Annotated in this window: 20 protein-coding genes; 16 read left to right on the top strand and 4 right to left on the bottom strand. The window is 26.3% G+C overall.

Going from position 1 to position 26,885, the window contains the following annotated elements:
• Position 1 precedes the first annotated feature (1 nt).
• From BRSU_RS07460 to BRSU_RS07445, 4 genes are all read right to left on the bottom strand, one after another.
• Positions 2–565 carry a hypothetical protein gene (locus BRSU_RS07460; RefSeq protein ID WP_048594739.1) on the bottom strand — a complete coding sequence of 188 codons (564 nt, stop codon included), beginning with the start codon at positions 563–565 and terminating at the stop codon, positions 2–4.
• Positions 565–1,668, bottom strand: a complete 1,104-nt coding sequence (gene sppA / locus BRSU_RS07455) for a signal peptide peptidase SppA (RefSeq protein ID WP_209435136.1) — start codon at positions 1,666–1,668, stop codon at positions 565–567. Before sppA ends, BRSU_RS07460 begins: the two co-directional genes overlap by 1 nt.
• Positions 1,560–3,470 (bottom strand): ribonuclease J, encoded by a 1,911-nt coding sequence (locus BRSU_RS07450; RefSeq protein WP_048594738.1) that lies wholly within the window; start codon positions 3,468–3,470, stop codon positions 1,560–1,562. Before BRSU_RS07450 ends, sppA begins: the two co-directional genes overlap by 109 nt.
• A gap of 175 nt (positions 3,471–3,645) precedes the next feature.
• Entirely contained in the window at positions 3,646–5,268 is a 1,623-nt protein-coding gene (locus BRSU_RS07445; RefSeq protein ID WP_048594736.1) for a TolB-like translocation protein, read from the bottom strand.
• Between the two features lie 151 nt (positions 5,269–5,419).
• On the opposite strand from BRSU_RS07445, the gene BRSU_RS07440 reads away from it, so the two are divergent.
• The 16 genes from BRSU_RS07440 to BRSU_RS07370 all read left to right on the top strand — a co-directional run bounded on the left by BRSU_RS07440 (position 5,420) and on the right by BRSU_RS07370 (position 26,675).
• The gene (locus BRSU_RS07440) at positions 5,420–5,842 is read left to right on the top strand and encodes a hypothetical protein (RefSeq protein ID WP_048594734.1); all 423 of its coding nucleotides are present in this window, start codon (positions 5,420–5,422) and stop codon (positions 5,840–5,842) included.
• Positions 5,843–5,913: 71 nt separating this feature from the next.
• On the top strand, positions 5,914–6,270 hold the full coding sequence (locus BRSU_RS07435; RefSeq protein ID WP_048594732.1) for an FMN-binding protein: 357 nt from the start codon (positions 5,914–5,916) through the stop codon (positions 6,268–6,270).
• A gap of 155 nt (positions 6,271–6,425) precedes the next feature.
• Positions 6,426–7,364, top strand: coding sequence for an ADP-ribosylglycohydrolase family protein (locus BRSU_RS07430; RefSeq protein WP_048594730.1), 939 nt, complete (start codon positions 6,426–6,428; stop codon positions 7,362–7,364).
• Between the two features lie 23 nt (positions 7,365–7,387).
• Positions 7,388–8,029 (top strand): Pr6Pr family membrane protein, encoded by a 642-nt coding sequence (locus tag BRSU_RS07425; RefSeq protein ID WP_048594729.1) that lies wholly within the window; start codon positions 7,388–7,390, stop codon positions 8,027–8,029.
• A 56-nt stretch (positions 8,030–8,085) separates the two neighbouring features.
• Positions 8,086–8,307, top strand: a complete 222-nt coding sequence (locus BRSU_RS07420; RefSeq protein WP_048594727.1) for a type II toxin-antitoxin system HicB family antitoxin — start codon at positions 8,086–8,088, stop codon at positions 8,305–8,307.
• Positions 8,297–8,398, top strand: a complete 102-nt coding sequence (locus tag BRSU_RS15110) for a type II toxin-antitoxin system HicA family toxin (protein ID WP_483413623.1) — start codon at positions 8,297–8,299, stop codon at positions 8,396–8,398. The genes BRSU_RS07420 and BRSU_RS15110 overlap by 11 nt, the downstream gene beginning before the upstream one ends.
• A gap of 497 nt (positions 8,399–8,895) precedes the next feature.
• A complete protein-coding gene (locus BRSU_RS07410) occupies positions 8,896–10,515 on the top strand; it encodes a gamma-glutamyltransferase family protein (protein WP_048594725.1) in 1,620 nt (539 codons plus the stop codon).
• Positions 10,516–10,658: 143 nt separating this feature from the next.
• Positions 10,659–10,838, top strand: a complete 180-nt coding sequence (locus BRSU_RS14815) for a hypothetical protein (protein ID WP_245158063.1) — start codon at positions 10,659–10,661, stop codon at positions 10,836–10,838.
• Entirely contained in the window at positions 10,820–12,067 is a 1,248-nt protein-coding gene (locus tag BRSU_RS07405) for a rhamnulokinase (protein ID WP_245158062.1), read from the top strand. Before BRSU_RS14815 ends, BRSU_RS07405 begins: the two co-directional genes overlap by 19 nt.
• Positions 12,068–12,093: 26 nt before the next feature.
• The gene (locus tag BRSU_RS07400) at positions 12,094–12,780 is read left to right on the top strand and encodes an L-fuculose-phosphate aldolase (protein WP_048594723.1); all 687 of its coding nucleotides are present in this window, start codon (positions 12,094–12,096) and stop codon (positions 12,778–12,780) included.
• A 59-nt stretch (positions 12,781–12,839) separates the two neighbouring features.
• On the top strand, positions 12,840–13,988 hold the full coding sequence (fucO, locus tag BRSU_RS07395; protein ID WP_048594721.1) for a lactaldehyde reductase: 1,149 nt from the start codon (positions 12,840–12,842) through the stop codon (positions 13,986–13,988).
• Between the two features lie 143 nt (positions 13,989–14,131).
• Positions 14,132–15,487: an NAD(P)H-dependent oxidoreductase gene (locus tag BRSU_RS07390; RefSeq protein WP_048594719.1), complete on the top strand. Its 1,356-nt coding sequence runs from the start codon at positions 14,132–14,134 to the stop codon at positions 15,485–15,487.
• Between the two features lie 223 nt (positions 15,488–15,710).
• A complete protein-coding gene (locus BRSU_RS07385) occupies positions 15,711–18,284 on the top strand; it encodes a BspA family leucine-rich repeat surface protein (protein ID WP_048594717.1) in 2,574 nt (857 codons plus the stop codon).
• A 447-nt stretch (positions 18,285–18,731) separates the two neighbouring features.
• Complete coding sequence (locus BRSU_RS07380; protein WP_048594715.1) at positions 18,732–21,146, top strand: BspA family leucine-rich repeat surface protein; 2,415 nt, start codon at positions 18,732–18,734, stop codon at positions 21,144–21,146.
• 85 nt (positions 21,147–21,231) lie between these two features.
• Positions 21,232–23,619 carry a BspA family leucine-rich repeat surface protein gene (locus tag BRSU_RS07375; RefSeq protein WP_048594713.1) on the top strand — a complete coding sequence of 796 codons (2,388 nt, stop codon included), beginning with the start codon at positions 21,232–21,234 and terminating at the stop codon, positions 23,617–23,619.
• A gap of 461 nt (positions 23,620–24,080) precedes the next feature.
• Positions 24,081–26,675, top strand: a complete 2,595-nt coding sequence (locus tag BRSU_RS07370; RefSeq protein ID WP_048594712.1) for a BspA family leucine-rich repeat surface protein — start codon at positions 24,081–24,083, stop codon at positions 26,673–26,675.
• Positions 26,676–26,885: the final 210 nt, after the last annotated feature.

Genomic DNA, 26,885 nt, shown 5'->3' with positions numbered 1-26,885 from the left:
ATTAAATATAACTAATAATAGTTCCAAATATTAACACTCCTAATGATATGTAAGTTAAATAATCACATATTATAGGGGCAATTAGAACTAAAAATGATTTAAATGAACTATCTATATTAAATGAATGTTTTATATTATTAAACATTAATACCATATAATATAATCCTAATATAAAAAACATTATAACTTGAATAAAGTAAAGAGATTTAAATCTGCTGAACAATAATGTTATAGGCAATATAAATATAAATATGCCAAAGATACCAAAGCAATTATTAATAAATTTTTTTATGTCATTACTATTAATCTTGAAAAATAATGATACTGTAAGATTAATAACAGCTATTTTTATTATATTTGATATTGCCATATATGCTGCTATTCCAAAAGTGAATATAAATAAATTTAATATATTAGATTTATTATCTATTACATATATTGCAGATATAGATATGCTTAAAGATGCTAATAAATATACAAAAAAAGAATATTCAAAAGTTATAGATTTTTTTATAGCTTCTTTAGGTTTTAATATGTAGTAGTATATAGCTTCATGTAACTGCATCAATTTACTCCATTATAATTTGGAATATAAATATACATAGGAACTCCAATATATTTTGTGCTCATTATTTCATCATAAGGAAAAGGAAGGCTTGATTTTGGTTTAATAGCTTCTGAAATATTTGCAAAGAATAAATTAAATACATCATTTTTTTCTTTAGGTTTCTTTATTATATAAGGCTCTTCGTCTTCTATTCCTCCCATTTCAGCTGCATCTTTTATAGCATCATGTAAAGTTCCTATAGAATCTATAAGACCTATTTCTAAAGCTTTTTTTCCGCTGAATACTCTTCCATCAAATACATCTTCTCTATTTACTTTTATTTTATCTCCTCTTGACTGTTCAACTACATTTGTGAATTGTCCTACAAATTCATCTGTCATATCCTGCCAATAAGCTAATTCATCTTCTCTAGGTTCTCTGAAAGGGGATAGAGAATCTTTATTTCTGCCGCTTTTTATTGTGTACATTTTTACGCCATATTTATCCATCAATTCTGATATATTAAAGAATTGTGATATAACCCCTATACTTCCTGTTAGAGTGGATTCATTAGCATATATTTTATCAGCTATCATAGATATATAATATCCTCCGCTTGCTGCCATTGATCTGAAAGATGCTACTATTGGCTTTGGATATTTTTCTTTTAATTTTTGCAAATATTTTAAAGCTTCCTCACATGATGTCAAAGAACCTCCTGGACTATCAACTTGAAGTACAATAGCTTTAACTTTTGGATGTTTAAAATAATATTCAAAATCTGAAATAAGTTTTTCTGTTACTGAAGGATATTCTATACCTAAACTGTTTTTTCTACTGACATGAGTTATTACTCCATTTAAATCCACTATTGCTATTCCATCTTTTAATGCAGTCTGTGCTTGTATAGAAGAATTAATGTTGCCTGATATGCTTATATTTTTATTTTCATTTTTTAAAAATATACTTGCAGCTCCAACGATTATTGATATTATTATAAGTATTGTAAATATTAATTCTCTTTTACTGCTTTTTTCTTTTTTGATTTCAATCTTTTTATCTGCGATGTATTCTTCTTCGCTACTGTTTTCTTGATTCTCTTTTTCTTCTTCGTATGACATTTTGTTTTCTCCTCATCATTATTGTTTTCTGTTTCTATATTTTCTATATTGTTTTTAACAGCATTATTATTTTCATCATTATTATTATATGATTGTTCTATATAAATATGATCCATATATAAGCATACAAATATTACAGGTTCTCTTCCTATTATTTGAATAAATTTCTTACGAAGTGCTTCTCTCACTTCATATTTTATTGTAGAAGGAGTCCTCTTATTTCTATTTAATAATTTTCTAACAGCTTCTATTGCTGAACTTATACCTTCTTCTCTTAACTGTTCTGTTTTATTTATTATACCTTCTTTTTCTCCGCCTGTATATGTAAAACCTTTACTTTCTAAATCAACTTTTATATCATATTGACCAGCAGCATTTTTCTTTGCTACAACATTAGCAACAACCACTCCGTTAAGAGATAATTGTTCTCTATCATAGAATATACTTTCTTCTAAATCTCCTACGCCTTTTCCATCAACATATATATTTCTTATCTCTATAGGCTCTGTAATTTTAGCCTCTAAAGTTTCATCTATTTCAAGCACATCTCCATTGTAAAGAAGGAATCCTTTAGTATCTAATCCATTTAAATTTTCAACTAATTTTATATGAGTGATTAAATGTCTTTTCTCACCATGTATAGGAATAAAATATTTAGGTTTTACTAATCTGTACATTAATTTTAAATCTTCGCTTGAAGCATGTCCTGATACATGAAGAAGTTTTTTATCCTCTCCAACCATTTTAGCGCCAAGATCAAACAGATTATTTATCATTCTAGTAACAGCCATTTCATTACCAGGTATAACGCTTGATGAGAATATAACCATATCACCATCTTCTACTTTTATATGTTTATGAGCTTCTGCGGCTATTAGAGATAGTGAAGAATAAGGTTCTCCCTGTGTTCCTGTAGTTATACATACTATTTTTTCTCTAGGATATTTGTTTATTTTATCTATTGGTATAACTATATCATAAAGATTTAAATAACCCATATCCTGAGCGATTTTAGTAAACTTTATTAAACTTCTTCCAGAGAATGCCACGAATTTATTATTAACTTTTGCAGCAGTTACTAAATCCTGTATTCTTTCTATACTGCTTGCAAATACTGCAACAATAATCATACCGTCTTCATAAGCGAATAGGGGAGTCATATTGTTTTGTACAACACTTTCACTCATAGAAAATCCATCTCTCTGACAGTTTGTAGAATCTGCCAGCATAAGAAGAACTCCGTTTTCTCCGTATTCAGCAAATTTATAAAGATCTATAAATTTATCAGTTGTAGGGTTTAAATCTATTTTGAAATCGCCTGTATGTATTATAACTCCAAGAGGTGTTGTTATAGCTATTCCAACTCCGTCAGGTATACTATGATTAACCCTTATAAACTCTATATCAAAATTCATTCCCAACTGTATTTTATTTCTAGGCTCAACTTCATGTAATTTTGTATCTTTATATTCATTTTTATAATCATTTAATTTAGCTCTTAAAAAAGCTAAAGTAAGTCTTGAACCGTATATAGGAATATCAGGAAATTTTCTAAGGAAATGAGGTATAGCACCTATATGGTCTTCATGTCCATGAGTAAGTATAAGTCCTATTATATTTTTATCTTCTAAATATGAAGTATCAGGAATAACATAATCTATACCTAGCATATGGTATCTTGGGAACATAAATCCGCAGTCTACTATTAAAACTTCATCTCCATATTCTATAACAGTCATATTCATACCTATTTCTTGTACTCCGCCAAGAGGTATGATTCTTATTTTATCATTATTATTCATTCATTAACTACTTTATATTTAAATTACTATAAACAAAATTCAAATTTATTTTTTATTTTAACTATAATCAAAATTAAGTCAAGTTATAATTTTTTATAAGAAATAGATTTAAAAACATAATGCGTAAACCTTATTCAGATTTACGCATTAAAATATAGGTAGAAGATTATAATAACTATTGTTGATTATTTACTATTACACCATTTTTTATTATAAAGATATTCTTTCCGTCAGATACTATTGATAAAGCATCTTCCTGATTATTATCCATAGCTGATACATAATCATATCCGCCGAATTCTCTTCTTACAGAATTATTTTTATTTAATATAAAGTAATAATGTTTTCCTAGTCTTTCTGCTGTAAATGCAAATGAATCTCCTAAAAATTTGAATGAAGTTATTCTGTTATAAGAAGGACTTTCAAAGTCATTTGCTATTATATATTCTCTTTCGTTCATAGAAGCATTATAAACCAAAGTATTATTTGTAGAGAAATATATGTCATTTATTTTATCAAAGTTTCTAGAAAGTCTTTTACCATTAACTACTAAGAATGATACATTATTTGTTTGTGCAGAGTAGGCTAATATTGTACTATCATCGGAATATTTATAATTATGTATCATATCATAATTAGTAGTCATATTTCCGCCAACATATAACTGCATAGTATTATTACTATTAATATTTACAAATACTAATGTTTTACCGTCAGGAGAGAATGACATATTAGTTACTGAATTAAATTCTCCGTAATTTCTTCCATTAGCTATAACGCTTGTCATAATAAATTCATTGCTTATAATTGAATTTGTAGAAGCTGCAGCAGCTGGAAGATCTGCTAATTCATTGTATCTTATATTTGTTATTACATTTGTTACAACCATTAAAGCTATAGTATTTGATTGTCCTTTTACTGTTACGCCTTCTTCATTTGTATATACACTCATATTTGAAAGATTATAATTTGTTACAGTTGTAGTATTAGTTACTATTTCATTAGTCATATCATTAGTATTTGTAATGAAAGTATTTGACATAGAATCATTTGAACTAATCATATTTGTTGAATTAGTATCCATTGACGGCATAGCTTTTACAGCATAAGCTATACTGTTATCATTGAATGAAGCTATATCATCCACTAATCTGAAACCTTCACTGTCGGTGCTTCCTGTAAATATAATTGCATTTCCTTCATTTTCTACAACATATACTATATTATTTCCATCATTTGAGAATTTTAGTCTGTCTGCTTTTGCTGATACCTGCTTTTCTTCTCCGTTAATATTTACAAAATATTGTCCGTCTCTTGAATAAGAAAAGGCATATGAATTATCATTGATAACACTGTCATATAATTCAGAATACTGCACTTTAGCTTCTCCATTTATAACAGCTACTCCATAATTCATTAATCTAGTAAATATTATAGAATTATTTCCGGAGTAAATTTCTCTTTCTATAGAATCGAATTCCTGTTCAATATTTCCATATATTACAACCCACATATCCTTACCAAGGGAAGTTTTTAGCATAGTGGCAACTAAAGTTCCATTAGGAAGTATTTTTATATTTCCTGCATCCTTATAACCTGTTAATCTGGCATCTTTATATATTATATCAAAAGTTTTTCCAGAATTAGCACTGTTTTTTTCTATTATGATTGCATAATTTGTTTCTGATAAAATATATGAGTTATTTAGTTTTTCTCCAATTTGAAATGTGTATATTTGAGTGAAGCCTCTTGCACATAATAAAAGAAATACTATAGATATAATGTACAATTTTTTCATAATAATTCCCGCTGCTAATATTTATTTATATATTTTTTTATATGATCGGAACTATTATACTCTAAAATTAATAATTATGTATAATTATATGCTTAAAAAAAATAAAATTTTGACGAATATTTTTGAGAGATATTTTAAATTTGGAGGATATATGAAATACGGCTATATAATTACAATAATTTTGGCTTTACTTATATCATGCAAATCTGCTGAAAGAACAGTTTCTATCAATAATAATGTAAATTTTAATGAAGGCTGGGTTAATGAGAATAAATTTATAGCCACTTCTATAGGATATCCTAATGGTTATGCTGTAACTAAAGATGAGATGGAAACTAGTGCCTTCAATGCAGCATTGGCATTGTCAAAGGTAAAAATAGAAAATGCTTTTGCCAAAGAACTTCCAAATAAAAAATATGAAAATGATGAATTAAAAAATATAATAGAAAAATATATAAAAGTAGAATATTCTAGCTTTGTAGATGATAGATACTGTCAAATAAAGACAACTGTAGAATATAATAACTTATTGGGACTGCTTAGAAATGGAAATATAAAAAAAATGTTAAATTAGTTTTACAAACTTTTTACTTTTTTTTACTTATGAAGTTTTAATAGACAACTATATTAAAAAGGGGAAGATGTATGAGTCTTAAAAAAGTTTTATTTTTGGTAGTTACAGTTCTTTTTGCTGCTAGCTTATTCCTATTTGCTCAAGGAAAAATCGACTTGGCTAAGATACCTGACGGTACATATTTAGGAAATTACAAAGCTACTTACAAAACAGCTAAAGGTGACTATCAAGCTAAAGTTACTGTTGCCGGCGGTAAATTAACAAAAGTTGTATTAACAAAATGTGCACATAGCACTGGTCCTGCTAGAGGAAAAGCTGCTTATGACAAAATGATCAAAGCTAACAACATTTATGTTGATGGCGTAAGCGGTGCTACTTGGGTTGCATTAGTAGAAGATGCTTTAACTAAATTAACTCCTGCTAAGTAATTAAATTAATAAGAAATTCACTAACCCTGGCGTATCTAATTTTTTAGATACGCTTTTTTTATATATTCTTTATTTAATCTATTGATAGTTTTAGTATATTTATTATAATTTTTAATAACAATATAATTATATTTTTTATGATTGGATTATTTTATATGAATTTAGAAAATAAGCTTAAATCTGCAATATTAGGTATAGCTGTTGGTGATGCTTTGGGTGTTCCTTATGAATTTATTTCTAGGGATATTATTAAAAAGAATCATTGTATTGATATGATTGGATACGGCACTCATAATAAAAAAGCAGGCACTTGGTCTGATGATACAAGTTTAACATTATGTTTACTTGATAATTTGAATAATAAAAATATCAATTATAATAATATTATGAATAGTTTTGCTATGTGGTATGATAAAGGCTATTATACAGCTGACGGAAATACTTTTGATGTTGGAATAACTACAAGAAAAGCTATAGATAATCATAAAATCGGAAAAAATCCCATAAAATGCGGACTGTCTGATGAATATAGCAATGGAAACGGCTCTTTGATGAGGATACTTCCAATTGCTTTTTATATAAAAAAATATTTTGATAGTCAATTATTTGATAATAGCGAAGCGATAAATATAATATACAATATTTCTTCGCTTACTCATTCTCATAAAAGAAGTTTAATAGCTTGTGTAATATATACTGCCATAGCATTAAATTTAATAAATGACATGAACATTGAAGAAGGTATTAATAAAGCATTAAAAGATTCTTTTGATTATTATAAAAATGAAAAAGAGATTAATAATTATAAAAGGATATTTGAATCTGATTTTAAAAAACTTAATGTAAATAAAATAGAAAGCAGCGGATATGTTGTTCATACATTGGAGGCTTCTATATGGATATTATTAAATACTTCAAATTATAAAGATGCAGTATTAAAAGCAGTTAATTTGGGAGATGATACTGATACTACTGCGGCAGTTACTGGAGGACTTGCAGGTTTATATTATGGTGTAGATAATATTCCAAGTAAATGGATTGATAGTTTAGTTAATAAAGAATTAATCATTAATATTTGCAGTAAATTTTTTTAATAATTATATTTATTGGAATTAATATGACAAAAATTAATTTTTCTATAGTATATAAAATAATAATAATTATAATTGGTGCTTTTGCTGTGCTTCATGGATTTTTCTATGATAATTTTAAACTTGATATAGAAACTGCATACTATTTCACATATCAAAGCAATATACTTGTAATAGTTTATTTTATTTTGGATATTATTAATATTATAAAGAAAAAAGAAACATTTTATCCAAGATTTAAAGGTGCCGTTACAATGTCGATAACTGTTACATTTTTAGTATATCATTTTTTATTAAGTCCAACAGCAGAAGATTATAAAGGACTTTATTATATAAGAAATATTATACTTCATTATATACTTCCAATTATGACTATTTTTGATTATGTTATTTTTGATAAGAAAGGAATTTATAAAATAATTGATCCTCTGCTTTGGATTATAATTCCATTTGTATATTTTGCTTTTATACTTATAAGAGCTAGAGTAGGAAGTCCTTTTTCTGACGGAAGTTATTATCCTTACTTTTTTGTAGATATAGATAAATACGGACTTAAAGCAGTTTTAAGAAATGTATTTTTTATAACTTTGTTTTTTGCTTTTTTGGGTTATATAGAATATTTTATTGACAGATTTTTTAACAAAGTAATTAGTAAACATAATAAATAATTTTACTTTTTTATTTATTTGTATATAATAGCTTACATATAGATAAAAGTTTTTTTATGATTATAAATACTATAATAGAAAAAGATGAAAATGGATATTTTGCCTTTGTACCAGAACTTAAAGGCTGTGTAAGTGAAGGTGAAACTTTTGAAGAAGTTAAGTCAAATATAAAGGAAGCTATAGAACTTTATTTAGAAAGTATGAGCGAAGATGAGTTAAAGCAATTAGAAAATAAAGACTATTCAATAACTCCTATAGAGGTTGCAGTTGAAAGATAAATTACCTAAATTAAACGCTAAAGAAGCTGAAAAACTTTTATTTGATAATGGTTTTGTTTTAGATAGACAAAAGGAAAGCCATAGAATATAAAAAAGATAATAAACGAATGGTTATCAGTTTTCATACTTCCAAAATATTGCATCCTAAAATAATAAAAGCACTTTTTGATATTATAGAATAATTTTTTAAAGTGCCTGATTAAAAGCTTTAACCAAGCACTTTAATTTCAATTAATTTTATTTATTAAATTCATATTTTGGCTTTAATTTAATAAATTATCTTACAAGTAAGACAATTTTAGTATGATATAATATTAATTTTATACTTGCACTTTTTGGTTCTTTGACGAAGTCCACCTGTGGCGTGCGGCGAGAAAAAAACAACATAAAAATTGACAAAGTTAAAAATTCTTAGTATATACAAAAAAATCATAATTAAATTCTTATTCATTATTAATATTTATAAAATATTTTATACTAAAATAATTTTTAAGTTTTAATCAAACATTATTAAAAAATATTTTGACAAAATCTAATCCTTTAATTATACTTAACTAAGTAAATAAAAATAAAGTATTGGATTTTATTATGGATTTTTATGATAATACTTACCCATCTAAGAGAAATGTGGTTTTTGGAAAAAATATAGTTTCTACAAGCAATATACTAGCTTCTCAGGCAGGTCTTGAAATATTAAAGAAAGGCGGAAACGCTATTGATGCGGCAATTGCAACAGCAGCAGCTCTTACAGTTGTTGAGCCTACTTCAAATGGTTTGGGAGGTGATGCTTTTGCTATAATCAATTTTGAAAATAATTTATATGCAATTAATGGAAGCGGGTTTTCTCCAAAGAATTTAGATGTTAATAAAATATTATCGCTTAATCTCGATCAAATGCCTACTTACGGACTTTTTCCTGTAACGATTGGAGGAATACCAGCAGCTTGGGCAGCACTTGTAAAAAAGTTCGGTAAATTAAATCTTATAGATGTACTTGAACCTGCTATTAGATATGCCAAAGAAGGTTATGCTGTTCAGCCTCAAGTGGTTCTTGATTGGAAAGAATCTTATTATGTATATTTAAAAGAATCTGATAAATTAAAAAAAGAAGAGTTTAAATATTGGTTTGATACCTTTACTTTTAATGGAAGAACTCCTGAACTTGGTGAAATAGTTAAACTTCCATATCATGCTAAAACTTTAGAGGATATAGGAAACACAAATGCAGAATGTATTTATAGAGGAGAATACGCTGAAAAAATAGATGCATTTATGAAAAAGTATGAAGGATATTTATCTAAAGAAGATTTAAATGAATATTATCCAGAATTTGTTACTCCAATAACTACTAATTATAGAGGTTATGATATTTATGAGATTCCGCCTAACGGACATGGAATTACGGTATTAATGGCTTTAAATATTTTATCTCATTTTGATTTAAAAGATTTGACACCATTAGAAAGCGTACATTATAAAATAGAGGCATTGAAATTGGCATTCATAGACACGAAAAAATATGTTGCTGATATTTATCACATGAAAACTTCTATTGAAGAAATGCTTTCAAAAGAATATGCTATTAAAAGAGCTTCATTAATAAGAATAAATAAAGCATTAGAACCTATAAATCATATATTCTCATCAGGGGATACAGTATATCTGGCAACTGCAGATAGTTACGGTAATATGGTTTCTTATATACAAAGTAATTACTGTGCATTCGGTTCTGGTATAGTGATTCCAGAAACAGGCATAGCATTGCAAAATAGAGGAGCTAATTTTTCACTAGATCCTAATTCAGATAATTTTATAGCACCACATAAAAAGCCTTATCATACAATAATACCGGCATTTATATGTAAGGACTCAAAACCTTATGCAGCTTTAGGGGTTATGGGAGCTTTCATGCAGCCTCAGGGACATTTACAGGTTATGAGTAATTTAATAGACCATAATTTGAATCCTCAAGCAGCATTAGATAAACCTAGATGGCAATGGGTAGGGGAGAAGAATATTGAATTAGAATACAATTTTGATGATGTGTTATTTTCAGAACTTTCATCATTGGGACATAATATTACTAAAAAGTCTCATATAACAAATTTCGGATATTTTGGACGAGGTCAAGTTATAATGAAAAATGATAATAATGTTTACTTTGCAGGATGTGATGGAAGAACTGACTCAGGTATTGCCGTATTTTAATTTAATAAAATATATTTTTTATATTTGAATTTGTATTTCAATAATAATTGTAATAATATTTAAATTTATTTTTATTGCATGTAAAATAAAAATATATTATATTATATTATATTATAAATATATATTTATTATGGTAAATTATTATGAGTAATAAATTTTATTCTATAGCTTGTGATTTTGGTTCATCCGGCGGTAAAATATTCTTATCTAAATTTGAAAATAACAAAATGACTTTGGAAGAAGTGCATAGATTCGCACTAAGTATTATTAAAGTAAATAATTATTATTTACTGATTTCTTATTTATGTATAATGAACTTTTAAAAGGTATGAAGAAAGTTGTTGATATGGGTATTCAGCCTTCTTCTTTGGGTATTAATTCTTGGGGAGTTGATTACGGATATATAGATAAAAATGGAGAATTATTATCAAATCCCATAAATTATAGAGATATCAGAACAATAAATACTATAAAAAAATTAGAAAATATTGGATTGGGGGCTAAAGAATTATACAATATAACAGGTATATCATGTATGCCTTTTAATAGTATAATGCAGATATATGAAGATATAAAAGAAAGATCTTATATAGTTAATAATGCTAAATATTTATTATTTATCCCTGATTTATTTGGATATTTTCTAACTGGTAATATTTCTTCTGAATATACGGTATCTTCAACTTCTCAATTGATAGATATAAATAAAAAAGTATGGTCTGAAGAAATTTTAGAAAAAATTCATTTTGATATAAATAAATTTCCAACTTTTATTGAAGCTGGTACAAAAAAAGGTTTATTAAAAAAAGAAATAGCAGATTATCTTGGATGTAAGCCATTTGATATTATAGCTGTTGCATCTCATGATACTGCTTCTGCTGTATTGTCTTCACCTATTTTAGATGATAATACGGCATATTTATCTTCTGGTTCATGGTCATTGCTTGGGGTAGAATTAAAGGAACCTATATTAACTGATGAGGCTTTTGAAAATGGTTTTACAAATGAAATGGGTTATAATAATACAATAAAATTTTTAGAAAATATAAATGGGCTTTGGATAATACAATTGCTCCAAAAGAAATATCAAATTTCATTTAATGATATTGAAAAACTAGCAAGAGATAATATTAAAGATGATCATAGAATAGATATTAATGATAATAGATTTTATAATCCAAATGATATAGAAGAAGAGATATTAAATTATTTTAAAGATACAAATCAAGATAATGTGGAAAAAAAATCAAGAAGTGTTATAATAGCCTCCGTATATAATTCTTTAGCAGATAGCTATGCCAAATATATTAGAAGTGTTAAAAAGCTTGTAAATAAAGATATTAAAAAATTATGTATAGTAGGCGGAGGCAGCAGAGATAAATTAATATGCGAACTTACTAAAGAGAGAACTAATTTAAATATTTCTATAGGTCCTATAGAATGTACAGCTACAGGAAATATATTAGCACAATTTAATTCTTTAGGAATTGTAAAAGATGTTAAAGAAATGAGAAAATTAGTTATAAGTAGTTTTGAAATAAATGAAATATAATTATTTGATTATTTTAAGGAGAAAATATGTCTAAAAATAATAGAAAAGATTTATCTAAAAGTATAATAGAAGCTTGTTTAAATATGAGAAAAGATGGGGTTAATCAAGGTACAGCTGGAAATATTAGTATTAGATTTAAAGATGGAATGCTTATTACTCCTTCTGGTATGCCTTATGAAATTATGACTCCTGATGATATTGTTTTTGTTGATGAAAATGGAAATCCTGAAAAAGATAAAATACCTTCAAGCGAATGGAGATTTCATTTATCAATACTTAAAGATAATCCTAATTTTAATGCTGTAATACACAATCATGCTGTTTATTCTTCTATGGTTTCTATATTAAATATAGACTGTATACCGGCTGTTCATTATATGGTTGGGGTTGCTGGCGGAAATAAAATTCCTTGTGCTAAATATGCTACTTATGGTACACAGGAATTATGTGATAATATTTCTGAAGTTATGAAAGGGTATAAGGCTTGTATATTAAAAAATCATGGATTACTTGCTGCTGATGAAACTTTGGAGAAAGCATATCATGTTATGATGGAAGTTGAGAATTTAGCTAGATTATATATTGGTGTCAGAAGCATTGGTGATTATAATGTTTTATCAGATGCTGAAATGGAAATAGTATTAGCTAAATTTAATAATTATGGACTTAATGTACAGCATAAAACTAAAACAAAATCTAAATCTAAAAAATGAATTAAATCTTCTTACAATATGAAGATATAATAAAAAAATAAAAATATAGGAGTAATTTTATGGCTAGATATATTTTAAATGAAACAAGTTATTTTGGTATCGGTATAAGAAGCGAACTTGCTACCGAAATTAAAGCAAGAGGATTTAAAAAGGCATTATTAGTTAGTGATAAAGTTTTGGATTCTTGCGGCGTACTCAAAAAAGTTAAAGATGTTTTAGATGGTGCTGGCATATCTTATGATACATTTTTAGATATTAAGCAAAATCCTACTATTAAAAACTGTAAAGACGGTTTAGCAAAATATAATGAATCTGGTGCTGATTTCTTGATTGCTGTTGGAGGCGGTTCTGTAATGGATGTTGCTAAAGCTATAGGTATTACAAAAAATAATCCTGACTTTGCTGATGTTAAATCTCTTGAAGGTGTAGCAGCTACTAAAAATAAAAGCGTACCTATTATGGCTCTTCCTACTACTTGCGGTACTGCAGCTGAAGTTACAATTAACTATGTAATCATTAATGAAGAAGAAAATAGAAAAATGGTTTGTGTTGACCCTAAAGATATACCTATAATTGCTTTTGTAGATGCTGAACTTATGGCTTCTATGCCTAACAGTCTTGTTGCTGCTACTGGTATGGACGCTTTAACTCATGCTATTGAAGGTTATATTACTAAAGGTGCTCATACCATTTCTGATATGTTTGAATATAAAGCTATGCAGCTTATTTCTAAACACTTAAGAGGAGCTGTTAAAGATAAAAATATGACAGATATGGATGGAATGAGTATTGCTCAGTATGTTGCTGGTATGGGTTTCAGTAACGTAGGACTTGGTATTGTTCACTCTATGGCTCACCCTCTTGGAGCTATATTTGATATACCTCATGGTGTTGCTAATGCTGTACTTTTACCTACTGTTATGGAATTTAATATGCCTGTTTGTATAGATAAATATGTTGATATAGCTGTAGCAATGGGTGAAAAAGTTGATGGATTAAGCAAAGAGGAAGCTGCTAAATTGGCTGTTGAGGCTGTTAGAAAACTTTCTAAAGATGTTAATATTCCTGCTAATTTAAGAGAATTAAAAATTAAAGAAGAAGATTTACCAAGATTAGCAAAAGATGCTTTAGCTGATGTATGTACTGGCGGAAATCCTAGAGATGTAACATTAGATGATATATTGGCTTTATACAAAAAAGCTTATTAATAATTTAATTATATATTGTTTATTAGGCTGCTATAATGGCAGCCTTTTATTATATATAAATATACGATTTGTATTTATTTTTATTTCATATTATTATGATTATATAAAATAATATTTAAGTATATTAAATATTTGGAGTATTTATGAATATTTTAGTTATCAATGGAAGCCCTAAAGGAAATAACAGCATAACATTACAGACATTATTATTTTTAGAGAAATTATTTATAGAACATAAATTTGAATTTTTAAATGTGGGACAGAAAATAAAATATTATGAAAAAAATTTTAATGAAATAAAAGTAGCATTTGAAAAAGCAGATATAATAATTTTTTCTTATCCTGTATATACATTTTTAATTCCTTATCAATTGCATAGATTTATAGAATTATTAAAAGAAAATAATATAGAAGTTAAAGATAAATTTGCAACGCAGTTTTCTACATCTAAGCATTTTTATGATGTAACTGCTCATAAGTTTTTGGAGGAAAATTGTTTGGATTTAGGATTTAAATATATAAAAGGGCTTTCTGCTGATATGGAAGATTTAATGAAAAAAGAAGGGCAGGATGATGCTATAAACTTTTTTAATTATTTAATTTTCTCTATAGAAAATAATCTATATACACAAAGCATTAATTCAAAATCAAAAGATAAAATTATATATAAAAGAAGATTTAATGATAATATTGAAAATAAAGATGCTAGTAAAGATGTTTTAATATTAAGCAATACTTCAAAAGATGATGAGAATTTAATAAATATAATAGAAGATTTTAAAAATATTTTTCCATATAAAACAAGAGCTATAAATATAAGAGAGTATAATTTTCATGGCGGATGTTTAGGCTGTTTCGGATGTGCTATAACAGGTAAATGCGTTTATAAAGATGGATTCGATGATTTTCTTCGCAATGAGATACAAAAAGCTGATGCGATAATATATGCATTCACTATAGAAAATCATTATACGCATTCTAGTTTCAAACTTTATGAAGACAGACAATTTTGCAATGGACATAGAACAGTTACAGAAGGTATGCCTATAGGATATATTATAAGCGGTGATTATGACAGCGAATATAATTTGCAGACACTTATAGAATCGCGTGCGGAAGTAGGAGGAAATTTTTTAACTCATATCGCTAATGATTATAATAAAGATATATATAATGAACTTGAAAAATTATCCTCTGTTATGAAATATGCCATAGATAATAAATGCACTCGTCCTAAAAATTTCTATGGGGTAGGAGGCATGAAAATATTCAGAGATTTAATATATGTAATGCAGGGGCTTATGAAAGAAGATCATAAATATTATAAGAAACATAATATATATGATTTCCCTCAGAAGCAGAGAATGAAAATGCTTCAGATGAAATTAGTAGGTGCTTTAATATCTATTCCTTCAGTTCAGAAGAAAATGAAAAATAAAATGAATGAATATATTTTAATGCCTTATAAAAAAATAATATATAATGCCAAACATAAATAGACTAGAATTATAAAAAATTAAAATAATTATCATAATTATACATTTACATCAATAGTACTAATATAATTATTAATAAAATAAAAATTGTCAGTGATAATATAGAATTTTTATAAAACTATTAGTATAGTAAATAAAATTATTTTTTATATAGAAAATTTATACAATATATATTATACTATAAATCCGTATTATAATTATGTAAACTTATTATGAGGAGAAATTGATGAAGAAATATAAGCCTGAAACAAAACAAGAATTAGAACAATTAGTATATACTGACGGAATAAAACTCTATGATGTAGATACAAGCCTTATTACAGATATGAGCGAACTTTTTCATAACAGCACCAGAAAAGATTTTGAAGGCATAGAAGATTGGGACGTTTCTAATGTTGAAGATATGTCCTATATGTTTGCCCATATGAGTTATGATAGTTATGAAAACCGTTCTAAAGCTAAGTTTAATCATAATCTTAATAATTGGAATGTTTCCAAAGTTAAGCATATGAGCTTTATGTTTTATTATTGTCAGGATTTTAATCAGCCTTTAGATAAATGGGACGTTTCTAATGTTCAGGATACATTTAGAATGTTTGATAATTGTAAAAAATTCAATCAGCCTTTAAATAGTTGGAATGTATCAAATGTTACAAATATGAGCGGTATGTTTCAGGTAGCAGAAAATTTCAATCAGCCTTTAGACAAGTGGGACGTTTCAAAGGTTACAACTATGAGAGCTATGTTTAATTATGCTAAAGCATTTAATCAAGATATAAGTAATTGGAATGTTAGTAAAGTTGAAGATATGGCTTATATGTTTAGTATATGTGTTAATTTTAATCAGCCTCTTAATGATTGGGACGTATCTAAAGTAAAAACTATGGAAGGTATGTTTAGAAATGCTTTCAAATTCAATCAGCCTTTAGATAAATGGAATACTTCAAAGGTTGAAAATATGAATCAGATGTTTAATGAGGCTTTAAAATTTAATCAGCCTTTAAATAGCTGGAATGTTTCCAATGTAAAAACTATGGAATCTATGTTTCGAGGTAGTGAATCTTTTAATCAGCCTTTGGATAAATGGGATACAAAAAAATTAAAAACAATGTTTGGAATGTTTGACTTTGCCGAAGGTTATAATAGTTTTGACTCATTAGCAAACTGGGATTTGAATAAAGTATCAGAAATGAGTAATTTATGCTTTAACAGGTATGAAGAACTTCCTTTAAGAATTAAAGCATATCTTCAGGCATTTTATGGTTCTTATAAAGATTATTTAACTATCACAAAAGAAAATGTCAAAGAAGTATATGATTTAATATCAAAAGATACAAATAAAAAAGTTTTGTCATTAAAAAAAAGATTAGAAAGTGAGTTTAGCGAAGAACTTTCATCTGTTACAGATAATTATAATTTTAATACTATAGAAGAAGCAGAAAAGTATATTGAAGATAATTATAATAAAAAAGATGATAAGAAAGTTAGCTTTATAAATGATTATAAGGTTTTGATAAAAGATAAATCAAGAGAAGTTGCAAATAAAGTTTTAAAATATATATATTTGGAATATTTGCTCCTTAAAAGAGATGTTAAAAAATTAGTACAGATTGATAATATAGTTAATTTACTTGATAAAGAATCATTTATAAATTTTGCTAAAAATATTTATGATGAAACTAATAAAGAAACAGCTGCTTTTATTTATGGCATATATGGAGGAGATGAGGCTGTAAAAAATATATATAAAAAAGAAAAAGACACTAAACTTTCACTATTAATAATTAAATTAAATATGCAAAGTAAATATGCTCTTAGATTATTATATGAAATATATTCAAATACAAAAAAATCTGAAGTCAGTTATGAAGCTGATAAGTTGATTGATGAAGTGATGGAAAAAATGGATATTAGTTATAATGAATTCCAATTAAGATATTCGTATGATTTCGGATTTAATTCTCAAGGTGAAAAAGTATTGAATGAAGATTATAAATTAATTTTGAATAGTGATTATTCTTTGAGCCTTTTTGATATAAAAAATAATAAGGAACTTAAAAAAGCCCCTCAAAACCTTTCTGAAGATTTAAAAGAAGAAATAACAAAATTAAGAAAAGAAATTCCTTCATTTATGAAAAATACTGCTTCTCTTTTAGCTGTTTTATTAGCAAGCGGAGAAAAATACAGTTATGATTTATTCAAAGAGATTTTTATTGATAATGCTATGATGAATAGATTTGCTTCATCTTTGGTATGGAATCTATATGACAAAGATAATAATTTTGTAACTACTTTCAGATATTCAGGCGACGGAAGTTATTCAAACTGTGAAGATGAAGAAGTAAAAATCGATGATAATAGTTTTGTAAGTTTAGCAAGCCCTATAGAAATGGACGATGACACTATAGATAAATGGAGAAAACAGCTTGAAGATTATGAAATAGCACAGCCTTTACAGCAATTAACTATTATAAAATTAGATAAAGATAATTTGAAAAGCGAATTAGAAAAAATAGATAATTTAGAAATAGCTTATGGTACTTTCAAGGCTTTCGGTGCAAGATATGGAATGTATACTGAATATATAGGCTATGATGTAGTTTCAAGTTATTCATTAAAATCAAAGAATGGAGATACTTTTTCTATATATGCTAATGTTAATTCTAAAACTGATTTTCATGACAGAGTGAAAATAGATATTTATTTTACTAATGAAAATGATGATGGGGTAAGTAAAAGATTTATTTTTACTTTATTAGTATTAATGATTTGGGATTTTAGATTGACAGATTTATTTTAACTATATTAAACTAAAACAAATGTACTTTGTAAACATCTACATTTTATATAGATATTGTCTACTTTTTTGCTGAACACGCTCTGCGGACTTCGTCAAAGTAGCGAAAAACGCATATATTACAGCTTGATATTTTAAAAATATACATCAAACTTAGTGTAATACCCTAGTTTTATGTAAAAAGTGCAGTCTTTCGCGAAGCGTATCCGAGCCTGTTGAGGATATAGGTTCTCGCCTGCCGTAGGCACACTTCGTGAGGCGGGCTTCGCCTGTACCAATACCGAAAGGTACCTTGCCTACGGCACGCAGAGCGTCGGTAAAAGAACTGGGGGCGCGGCACGACTGTGTACTTCGTAGGGCTAGTCCCCGCAAATAATTAAGATAAAAAATGATTTTTTGACGGAACGTAAAATTTTCAATGTATATCAGTATTAAAATCAGGAGGAATTAATGAAGAAACACAAGCCATTAACTAAAGAAGAATTAAAAAATTTAGTATTTACAGACGGTATAAAGCTTAGTGATGTGGATACAAGCCTTATTACAGATATGAGCGAGCTTTTTCAGAAAAGCCAAAGAAAAGATTTTGAAGGCATAGAAGATTGGGATACTTCTAATGTTGAGAATATGTCTTGGATGTTTAGAGAATGTTTTAGTTTTAATCAGCCTTTAGACAAATGGGATACTTCTAATGCTACAAATATGAAAGGTATGTTTAGTCTTGCTAAAGCTTTTAATCAAAATATAAATAATTGGAATGTTAGTAAAGTTGAAGATATGAGTTATATGTTTAATGCATGTGATTTATTTAATCAGCCTATTAATGATTGGGATGTATCCAATGTAAAAACTATGGAAGCAATGTTTCATTCTGCTCTTTCTTTTAATCAGCCTTTAGATAAATGGAATACTTCAAAAGTTGAAAATATGCATGAAATGTTTTGCCGCTGTAAACAATTTAATCAGCCTTTAAATAGCTGGAATGTATCTAATGTAAAAACTATGGAAGCAATGTTTTATTCTGCAGATTCTTTTAATCAGCCTTTGGATAAATGGAATACAAAAAAATTAAGTAAAATGTACTCAATGTTTAAATATACTGACAGTTATGATTGTTATGATTCATTAGCAAATTGGGATTTAAATAAAGTATCAGATATTAGTGATTTCTGTGCTAACTATGAAAGATTCTATGAAAAATTACCTTTAAGACTTAGAGTATATATGCAGGCATTTTATGGTTCTCACAAAGTTTATGTGCCTATCGAAAATAATGAAGAATATGATGATGATGAATATGATTTTATATCAGAAGAGTATGATTTAGTATCAAGAGATTATGTAACTATCACAAAAGAGAATGTAAGAGAAGTATATAATGCAATATCAAAAGATACAAATAAAAAAGTTATGGCATTAAAAAAGAAATTAGAAACAGAGTATAGCAAAGAGCTTTCATCTGTTACAGATAATTATAATTTCAAAACTATAGAAGAAGTAGAAAAATATGTTGAAAATAATTATAATAAAAAAGATGATAAGAAAGTTAGCTTTATAAATGATAATTATAAGGTTTTGATAAAAGATAAATCGAGAGAAGTTGAAAATAAAGTTTTAAAATATATATATTTAGAGTATTTGGTTCTAAAAAGAGATATTAAAATATTAACACAAGTTGATAATATAGTTAATTTACTTGATAAAGAATCATTTGTAGAGTTTATTAAAAATATTTATAATGAAACTAATAAAGAAACAGCAGCTTTTATTTATGGTATATACGGAGGAGATAAGGCCATAAAAAATATATATAAAAAAGAAAAAGATAGTAAACTTTCTCTTTTAATAATCAAATTAAATATAGAAAGTAAATATGCACTTAGAATATTACATGAAATATATTCAAATACTAAAAAATCTGAAGTACGTTATGAAGCTTATAATTTGATTGATGAAGTTATTAAAAAAATGAATATTAGCTATAATGAGTTTGAATTAAGATTTTCTCCTGATTTCAGCTTTAATTCTAAAGGTGAAAAAGTATTAAATGAAGATTATAAATTAATTTTGAATAGTGATTATTCTTTGAGTCTTTTTGATATAAAAAATAATAAGGAACTTAAAAAAGCACCTCAAAACCTTCCGGAGGATTTAAAAGAAGAAATAACAAAATTAAGAAAAGAAATTCCTTCTTTTATGAAAAATACTGCTTCTCTTTTGGCTGTTTTACTAGCAAGCGGAGAGAAATACAGCTATGATATATTCAAAGATATTTTCATTAATAATGCTATTATGAATAGATTTGCTTCATCTTTGATATGGAATCTATATGATAAAGATGATAATTTTGTAACAACTTTCAGATATTCAGGCGACGGAAGTTATTCAAACTGTGAAGATGAAGAAGTAAAAATAGATGATAATAGTTTTGTAAGTTTAGCAAGTCCTATAGAAATGGATGATGAAACTATAAATAAATGGAGAAAACAGCTTGAAGATTATGAAATAGCACAGCCTTTACAGCAATTAACCATTATAAAATTAGATAAAGATAATTTGAAAAACGAATTAGAAAAAATAGATAATTCAGAAATAGCTTATGGTACTTTCAAGGCTTTCGGTGCAAGATATGGAATGTATACTGAGTATGTAGGCTATGATGTTGTTTCAAGTTATTCATTAAAATCAAAGAATGGAGATACTTTTAGTATATATGCTAATGTTAATTCTAAAACTGATTTTCATGACAGAGTGAAAATCGATATTTATTTTACTAATGAAAATGGTGAGGAAGTAAGTAAAAGATTTATTTATACTTTATTAGTATTAATGATTTGGGATTTTAGATTGACAGATTTATTTTAATTTTTGATATTTTATAGAGTAGGCATAATAGTTTTGTGTCTGCTCTATAAATAATAAATACACATAATTAATTTTTGATTAAATTATGAAGAAGTACAAACCAGCAACAAAAGAAGAATTAAAAAATTTAGTATTTACAGACGGTATAAAACTTAGTGATGTAGATACAAGCCTTATCACGGATATGAGTTATCTTTTTCATAAAAGTGAAAGAAAAGATTTTGAAGGCATAGAAGATTGGGATACTTCTAATGTAGAGGATATGTCTGGAATGTTTGATAAATGCTATTTATTCAATCAGGCTTTAAATAATTGGAATGTATCTAATGTCAAAAATATGAGCGGTATGTTTCAGGCAGCTATGAAATTTAATCAGCCTTTATATAAATGGGATACTTCAAATGTTAAGACTATGAGCTTTATGTTTAATTATGCTAAATCATTTAATCAAAATATAAATAATTGGAATGTTAGTAAGGTTGAAGATTTAAGTTATATGTTTTGTGAGTGTGAAGCTTTTAATCGGCCTCTTAATGATTGGAACGTATCTAATGTAAAAACTATGGAAGGTACATTTAGGAGAGCTTATAAATTCAATCAGACGCTTGATAAATGGGACACCTCAAATGTTGAAAACATGCATGAGATGTTTGTACAATGCAAAGCTTTTAATCAGCCTTTAAATAGTTGGAATGTATCTAATGTAAAAAATATGGAAGCTATGTTTTGTGATACTCTTTCATTTAATCAGCCTCTTGATAAATGGAATACAAAAAACTTAAAAAAAATTGATTCAATGTTTAAGTATGCTAAAGTGTTTGATTGTTATGATTCATTAGCAAATTGGGATTTAAATAAAATATTAAATATGAATGAATTATGCGATGATAAAGAAAAACTACCTTTAAGAATCAGAGCATATCTTCAGGCTTTTTATGGTTCTTATCAAAATTATTTAAATATCACAAAAGATAATGTCAAAGAGATATATGATTTCATTTCAAAAGATACAAATAAAAAAATTGTGGCATTAAGAAAAAAACTTGAAAGTGATTTTTCTTTGGTACTTTCATCTGTTACAAATGATTTTAAAACTATAGAAGAAGCAGAAAAGTATTTTGAAAATAATTATAATAAAAAAGATTATAAAAAAGTGAGCTTTATAAATAATAATTATAAGGTTTTAATAAAAGATAAGTCAAGAGAAGTTAATATTAATGTTATAAAGTATATATATTTGGAATATTTGTCTCTCAAAAGAGATGTTAAAAGATTAGTAAAAATTGATAATATAGTAAATTTGCTTGATAGAGAATCATTCATAAAATTTATTAAAAATATTTATGATGAAACCAATAAAGAAACAGCTGTTTTTATTTATGGAATATATGGAGGAGATGAGGCTTTAAAAAATATATATAAAAAAGCACATGACACAAAACTTTCACTTATAATAATTAAATTAAACAATCAAAGCAAATATGCACTTAAATTGTTATATAAAATATTTATGACTACTAAGAAAACAGAAGTTAGACTTGAAGCAGAAAAAATAATTAATGAATTGCTTAAAGAAATGAATATTGATTATACTGAATTTAGATTAAGATATGCTCTTGATTTCGGATTTAATTCTAAATATGAAAAAGTATTAAATGAATATTATAAATTAATTTTGAATAGTGATTATTCTTTGAGCTTGTTTGATATAAAAAATAATAAAGAATTGAAAAAGATTCCTAAAAATCTTGATAAAAAGTTAAAAGTAGAAATAACAAAATTAAGAAAAGAAATAAAAAAGTTTATTAAAAATAATTCTAATCTTTTAGCCATTACATTAATAAATGGTAATAAATACAGTTATGATATATTCAAAGACATTTTTATTGATAATGTTATGATGAATAAATTTGCTTCATCTTTGATATGGAATCTATATGACAAAGATTCTAATTTTATAACAACTTTCAGATATTCAGGAGATGGAAGTTATTCGAACTGTAAAGATGAAGAAATAAAAATTAATGATGATAATTTTATAAGTTTAGCAAGTCCTATAGAAATGGACGATTACACTATAAATAAATGGAGAAAACAGCTTGAAGATTATGAAATAGCACAGCCTTTACAGCAATTAACAGTTATAAAATTAGATAAAAATAATTTGGAAAAAGAAATAAATAAAATAAAAAATATTAATGCAACTTATGCTACTTTTAAGTATTTTACTAAAAAATATGAAATGAATATTAGTAATGTAATAGGATATGATGGTATTATAACTTATTCATTTTCATCAAATGACGAAGATATTTTTACTATGACTTCAAAAATTCAGGGGGAATATGATGAGCAAGTAAATATTACTATTGATTTTAAAAAGAGTAAAAACAAAAAAGAAATAAGTAAAAGATTTGTTTATACTTTATTAGTATTAATGATTTGGGATTTTAGATTGACAGATTTATTTTAATTTTTATATGAGTAAGAGGAGGCATGAAGTTTTTGTAAGAAACATTCTGTATTTTTTTAATAATAAGATATATAATTAATTGTTAGAAATTGTATTTAATGTTATATACTGAAACAAATATATTTTGTCAAAAATTATTTTATTATTTTTATTATTTGTGGGGACTAGCCCCCACACCCCCACTTCTTTTGTTGCCACAAAGAAGCAAAAAGGCTACATTTTGGCTTTAATTTTATGAATTACCTTACATTTAAGACGATTTTAGTATGATTTAGTACTAATTTTATACTTGCACTTTTTGCAACTTTGACGAAGTCCGCAGAGCGTGTGCGGCGGGAAAAAGTTGAATAAAAAAATTGACAAACTTAAAAATTTTTAGTATATAAATAAGTATTATTATTTGTAGTTAATTGATTGCTACTATTTACATATATTAAAATTTATAATGAGGATATGAGATTATGAAAAAATATAAACCAACAACAAAAGAAGAATTAAAAAGATTAGTATTCACCAACAACGGTATAAAACTTGGTGATATTGATACAAGTCTTATTACAGATATGAGCGACCTTTTTAATGAAAGTAAAAGAAAAGATTTTGATGGCATAGAAGAGTGGGATACTTCTAATGTTGAGAATATGTCTTATATGTTTGCATATATGAACTACAATGTTTTGGGACAATATTCAATGACAGAGTTTAATTCTAATTTAAATAATTGGAATGTATCAAAAGTGAAAAACATGATTTATATGTTTGCTGGTTGTACATATTTTAATCAGCCTTTAAATAAATGGGACGTTTCAAATGTGGAAAATATGGCTGGCATGTTTTTTGGTGCTAAAAAGTTTAATCAGCCTTTAAATAATTGGAATGTATCTAAAGTGAAAGATATGAGCGATATGTTTCATAACTGTGAAGCATTTAATAGACCTTTGGACAAATGGGATGTTTCTAATGTTAAAGATATGTCTAATATGTTTAATGTGGCTTTGAAATTTAATCAGAATATAAATAATTGGAATGTATCTAATGTTGAAGATTTATCAAAGACTTTTCGTTATTGTAAAGCTTTTGATCAGCCTCTTAATGATTGGGACGTATCTAATGTGAAAAATATGCAACATATATTTGAGGACTGTGAAAATTTTAATCAGCCTTTAGATAAATGGGATACTTCTAATGTTGAAAGTATGGAATTTGCATTTAGAGCATGCGGTAAATTTAATCAGCCTTTAAATAGCTGGAATATGTCTAAAGTAACAAATATAGAGCATATGTTTGCTTTTACAGAAGAATTTAATCAGCCTCTTGATAAATGGGATACAAGAAATGTCATTAGTGTAATGTTGTTGTTTGCCTATGCACGCAAGTTTGATCATTATGAATCTTTAGCAAATTGGAATTTAGACAGTTTACAAGCTATAAGTATAATTTGTGATGATAAGTATATGGATAAATTACCTACAAGAATTCAAGTATATAGGCAGGCATTTTATCCTAAGGACGATATTATAAGTATAACAAAATTTAATGTTAAAGAAATATATGAGCTTATTGCAGATGATAAAAATAAAAAAGTTGTAAGATTGAAAAAAAGACTTGAAAGTGATTTCTCATCAGAGCTTTCATTTGTTACAAATAATTATAATTTCAAAACTATAGAAAAAGCAGAAAAGTATGCTGAAAGAAATTACAATGCTAAAAAATATGATAAGAAACTTGAATTTATAAAGAATTGTCATGTATTAGTAAAAGATAAATCAAGAGAAGTAAATATCAATCTTATCAAGTATATATATTCAGAATATTTGTCTTTAAAGAAAACTATTAAAAAATTAGAAAAAATTGATAATATGGTTAATTTGCTTGATTTAAAATCATTTGTGAATTTTACTAAAGAGATTTATTTAAAAAATCAAGATGAAGTTATCACTGCTTTTGTTTATGCTATGTATGGAGGAGATGAAGCTTTAAAGAAAATATCAGAATTAATGAATACTATTGAATCAAAAAATCTACTTACAATGATAAGCTTCAATATAGAAAGCAGATATGCTCAGAGTTTATTATATAAAATATATCTAAATTCAACTAAAAGTGCAATTCGTAAAGAAGCAGTAGAAATGATTAATGAGTTACTTGAAAAAATTAATATAGGTTATACTGAATTTAGATTAAGATGTATGCCTAATTTGGGATTCAATTCTAAAGGTGAAAAAAAATTAAATGATGATTATAAATTAATTGTCAATAATGATTATACTTTAACTTTATTTGATATAAAAAATAATAAAGAATTAAAAAAAGTACCTCAAAATCTTGATAAAAAATTAAAAGATAAAATAAAAGAATTGGGTAAAGAAGTAGATAAGTTCATTAATCATATCTCACATATTTTAGGTATTATGTTAATAGACGGTGATATATTGAGTTATGACTTGTTTAAAGAAGTTTTTATTGATAACTATTTAATGAATAAATTTGGTTCTAGTTTAATATGGAACTTGTATGATAAAGATAAAAACTTTATAACAAATTTTAGATATACAAGCGATGGAAAATATTTAAACACAGAAAATGAAAAAATAAAAATTAATGCTGATAATTTCATGAGTTTGGCAACTCCTATAGAAATGGACGATGAAACTATAGATAAATGGAGAAAACAAATTGAAGATAGTGAATTATCACAGCCAATAAATCAATTAACATCTATAAAATTAAATAAAGATAATTTGAAAAAAGAAATAAAGAAAATAAAAAATATAGATATAAGCTATGGAGCTTTTAAGTTTTTTGCTCAAAAATATGATATGCATACTAATGATGTATTAGGAGATAATGACACTATAACATATACATTCACATCAAATGACGGAGATATTTTTACTATGTCTGCAAAAGTTGATGAGGAAGTAGAATATGATGATTTAGTAAATATTAGTATTGATTTCAAAAAGGGTGAAAATAAAAAAGATATAAGCAAGAGATTTGTTTATACATTTTTAGTGTTTATGATTTTTGATTTCAGACTAACTGATTTATTTTAATTTTTATATGTTACAGAGTATATAGCTAAACAACTATATTTTGTCAATTTTATTTTTTATATTGTTATTATTTTCGGGGACTAGCCCCCGAACCCCCAACTTCTTTTGCGACCATAGGGAGTGCCTGTGGCATTGTCGCAAAGAAGCAGGCACAGCCCGCCTTCGGCGAAGGGCTATATTTTAGCTTAAATTAGTAAATTACCTTACATG

The organism is Brachyspira suanatina, from assembly GCF_001049755.1.
Classification (GTDB): Bacteria; Spirochaetota; Brachyspiria; order Brachyspirales; family Brachyspiraceae; genus Brachyspira; species Brachyspira suanatina.
Note: the sequence above shows the minus strand (reverse complement) of the source record. Positions and strands in the feature narration are given on the sequence as shown.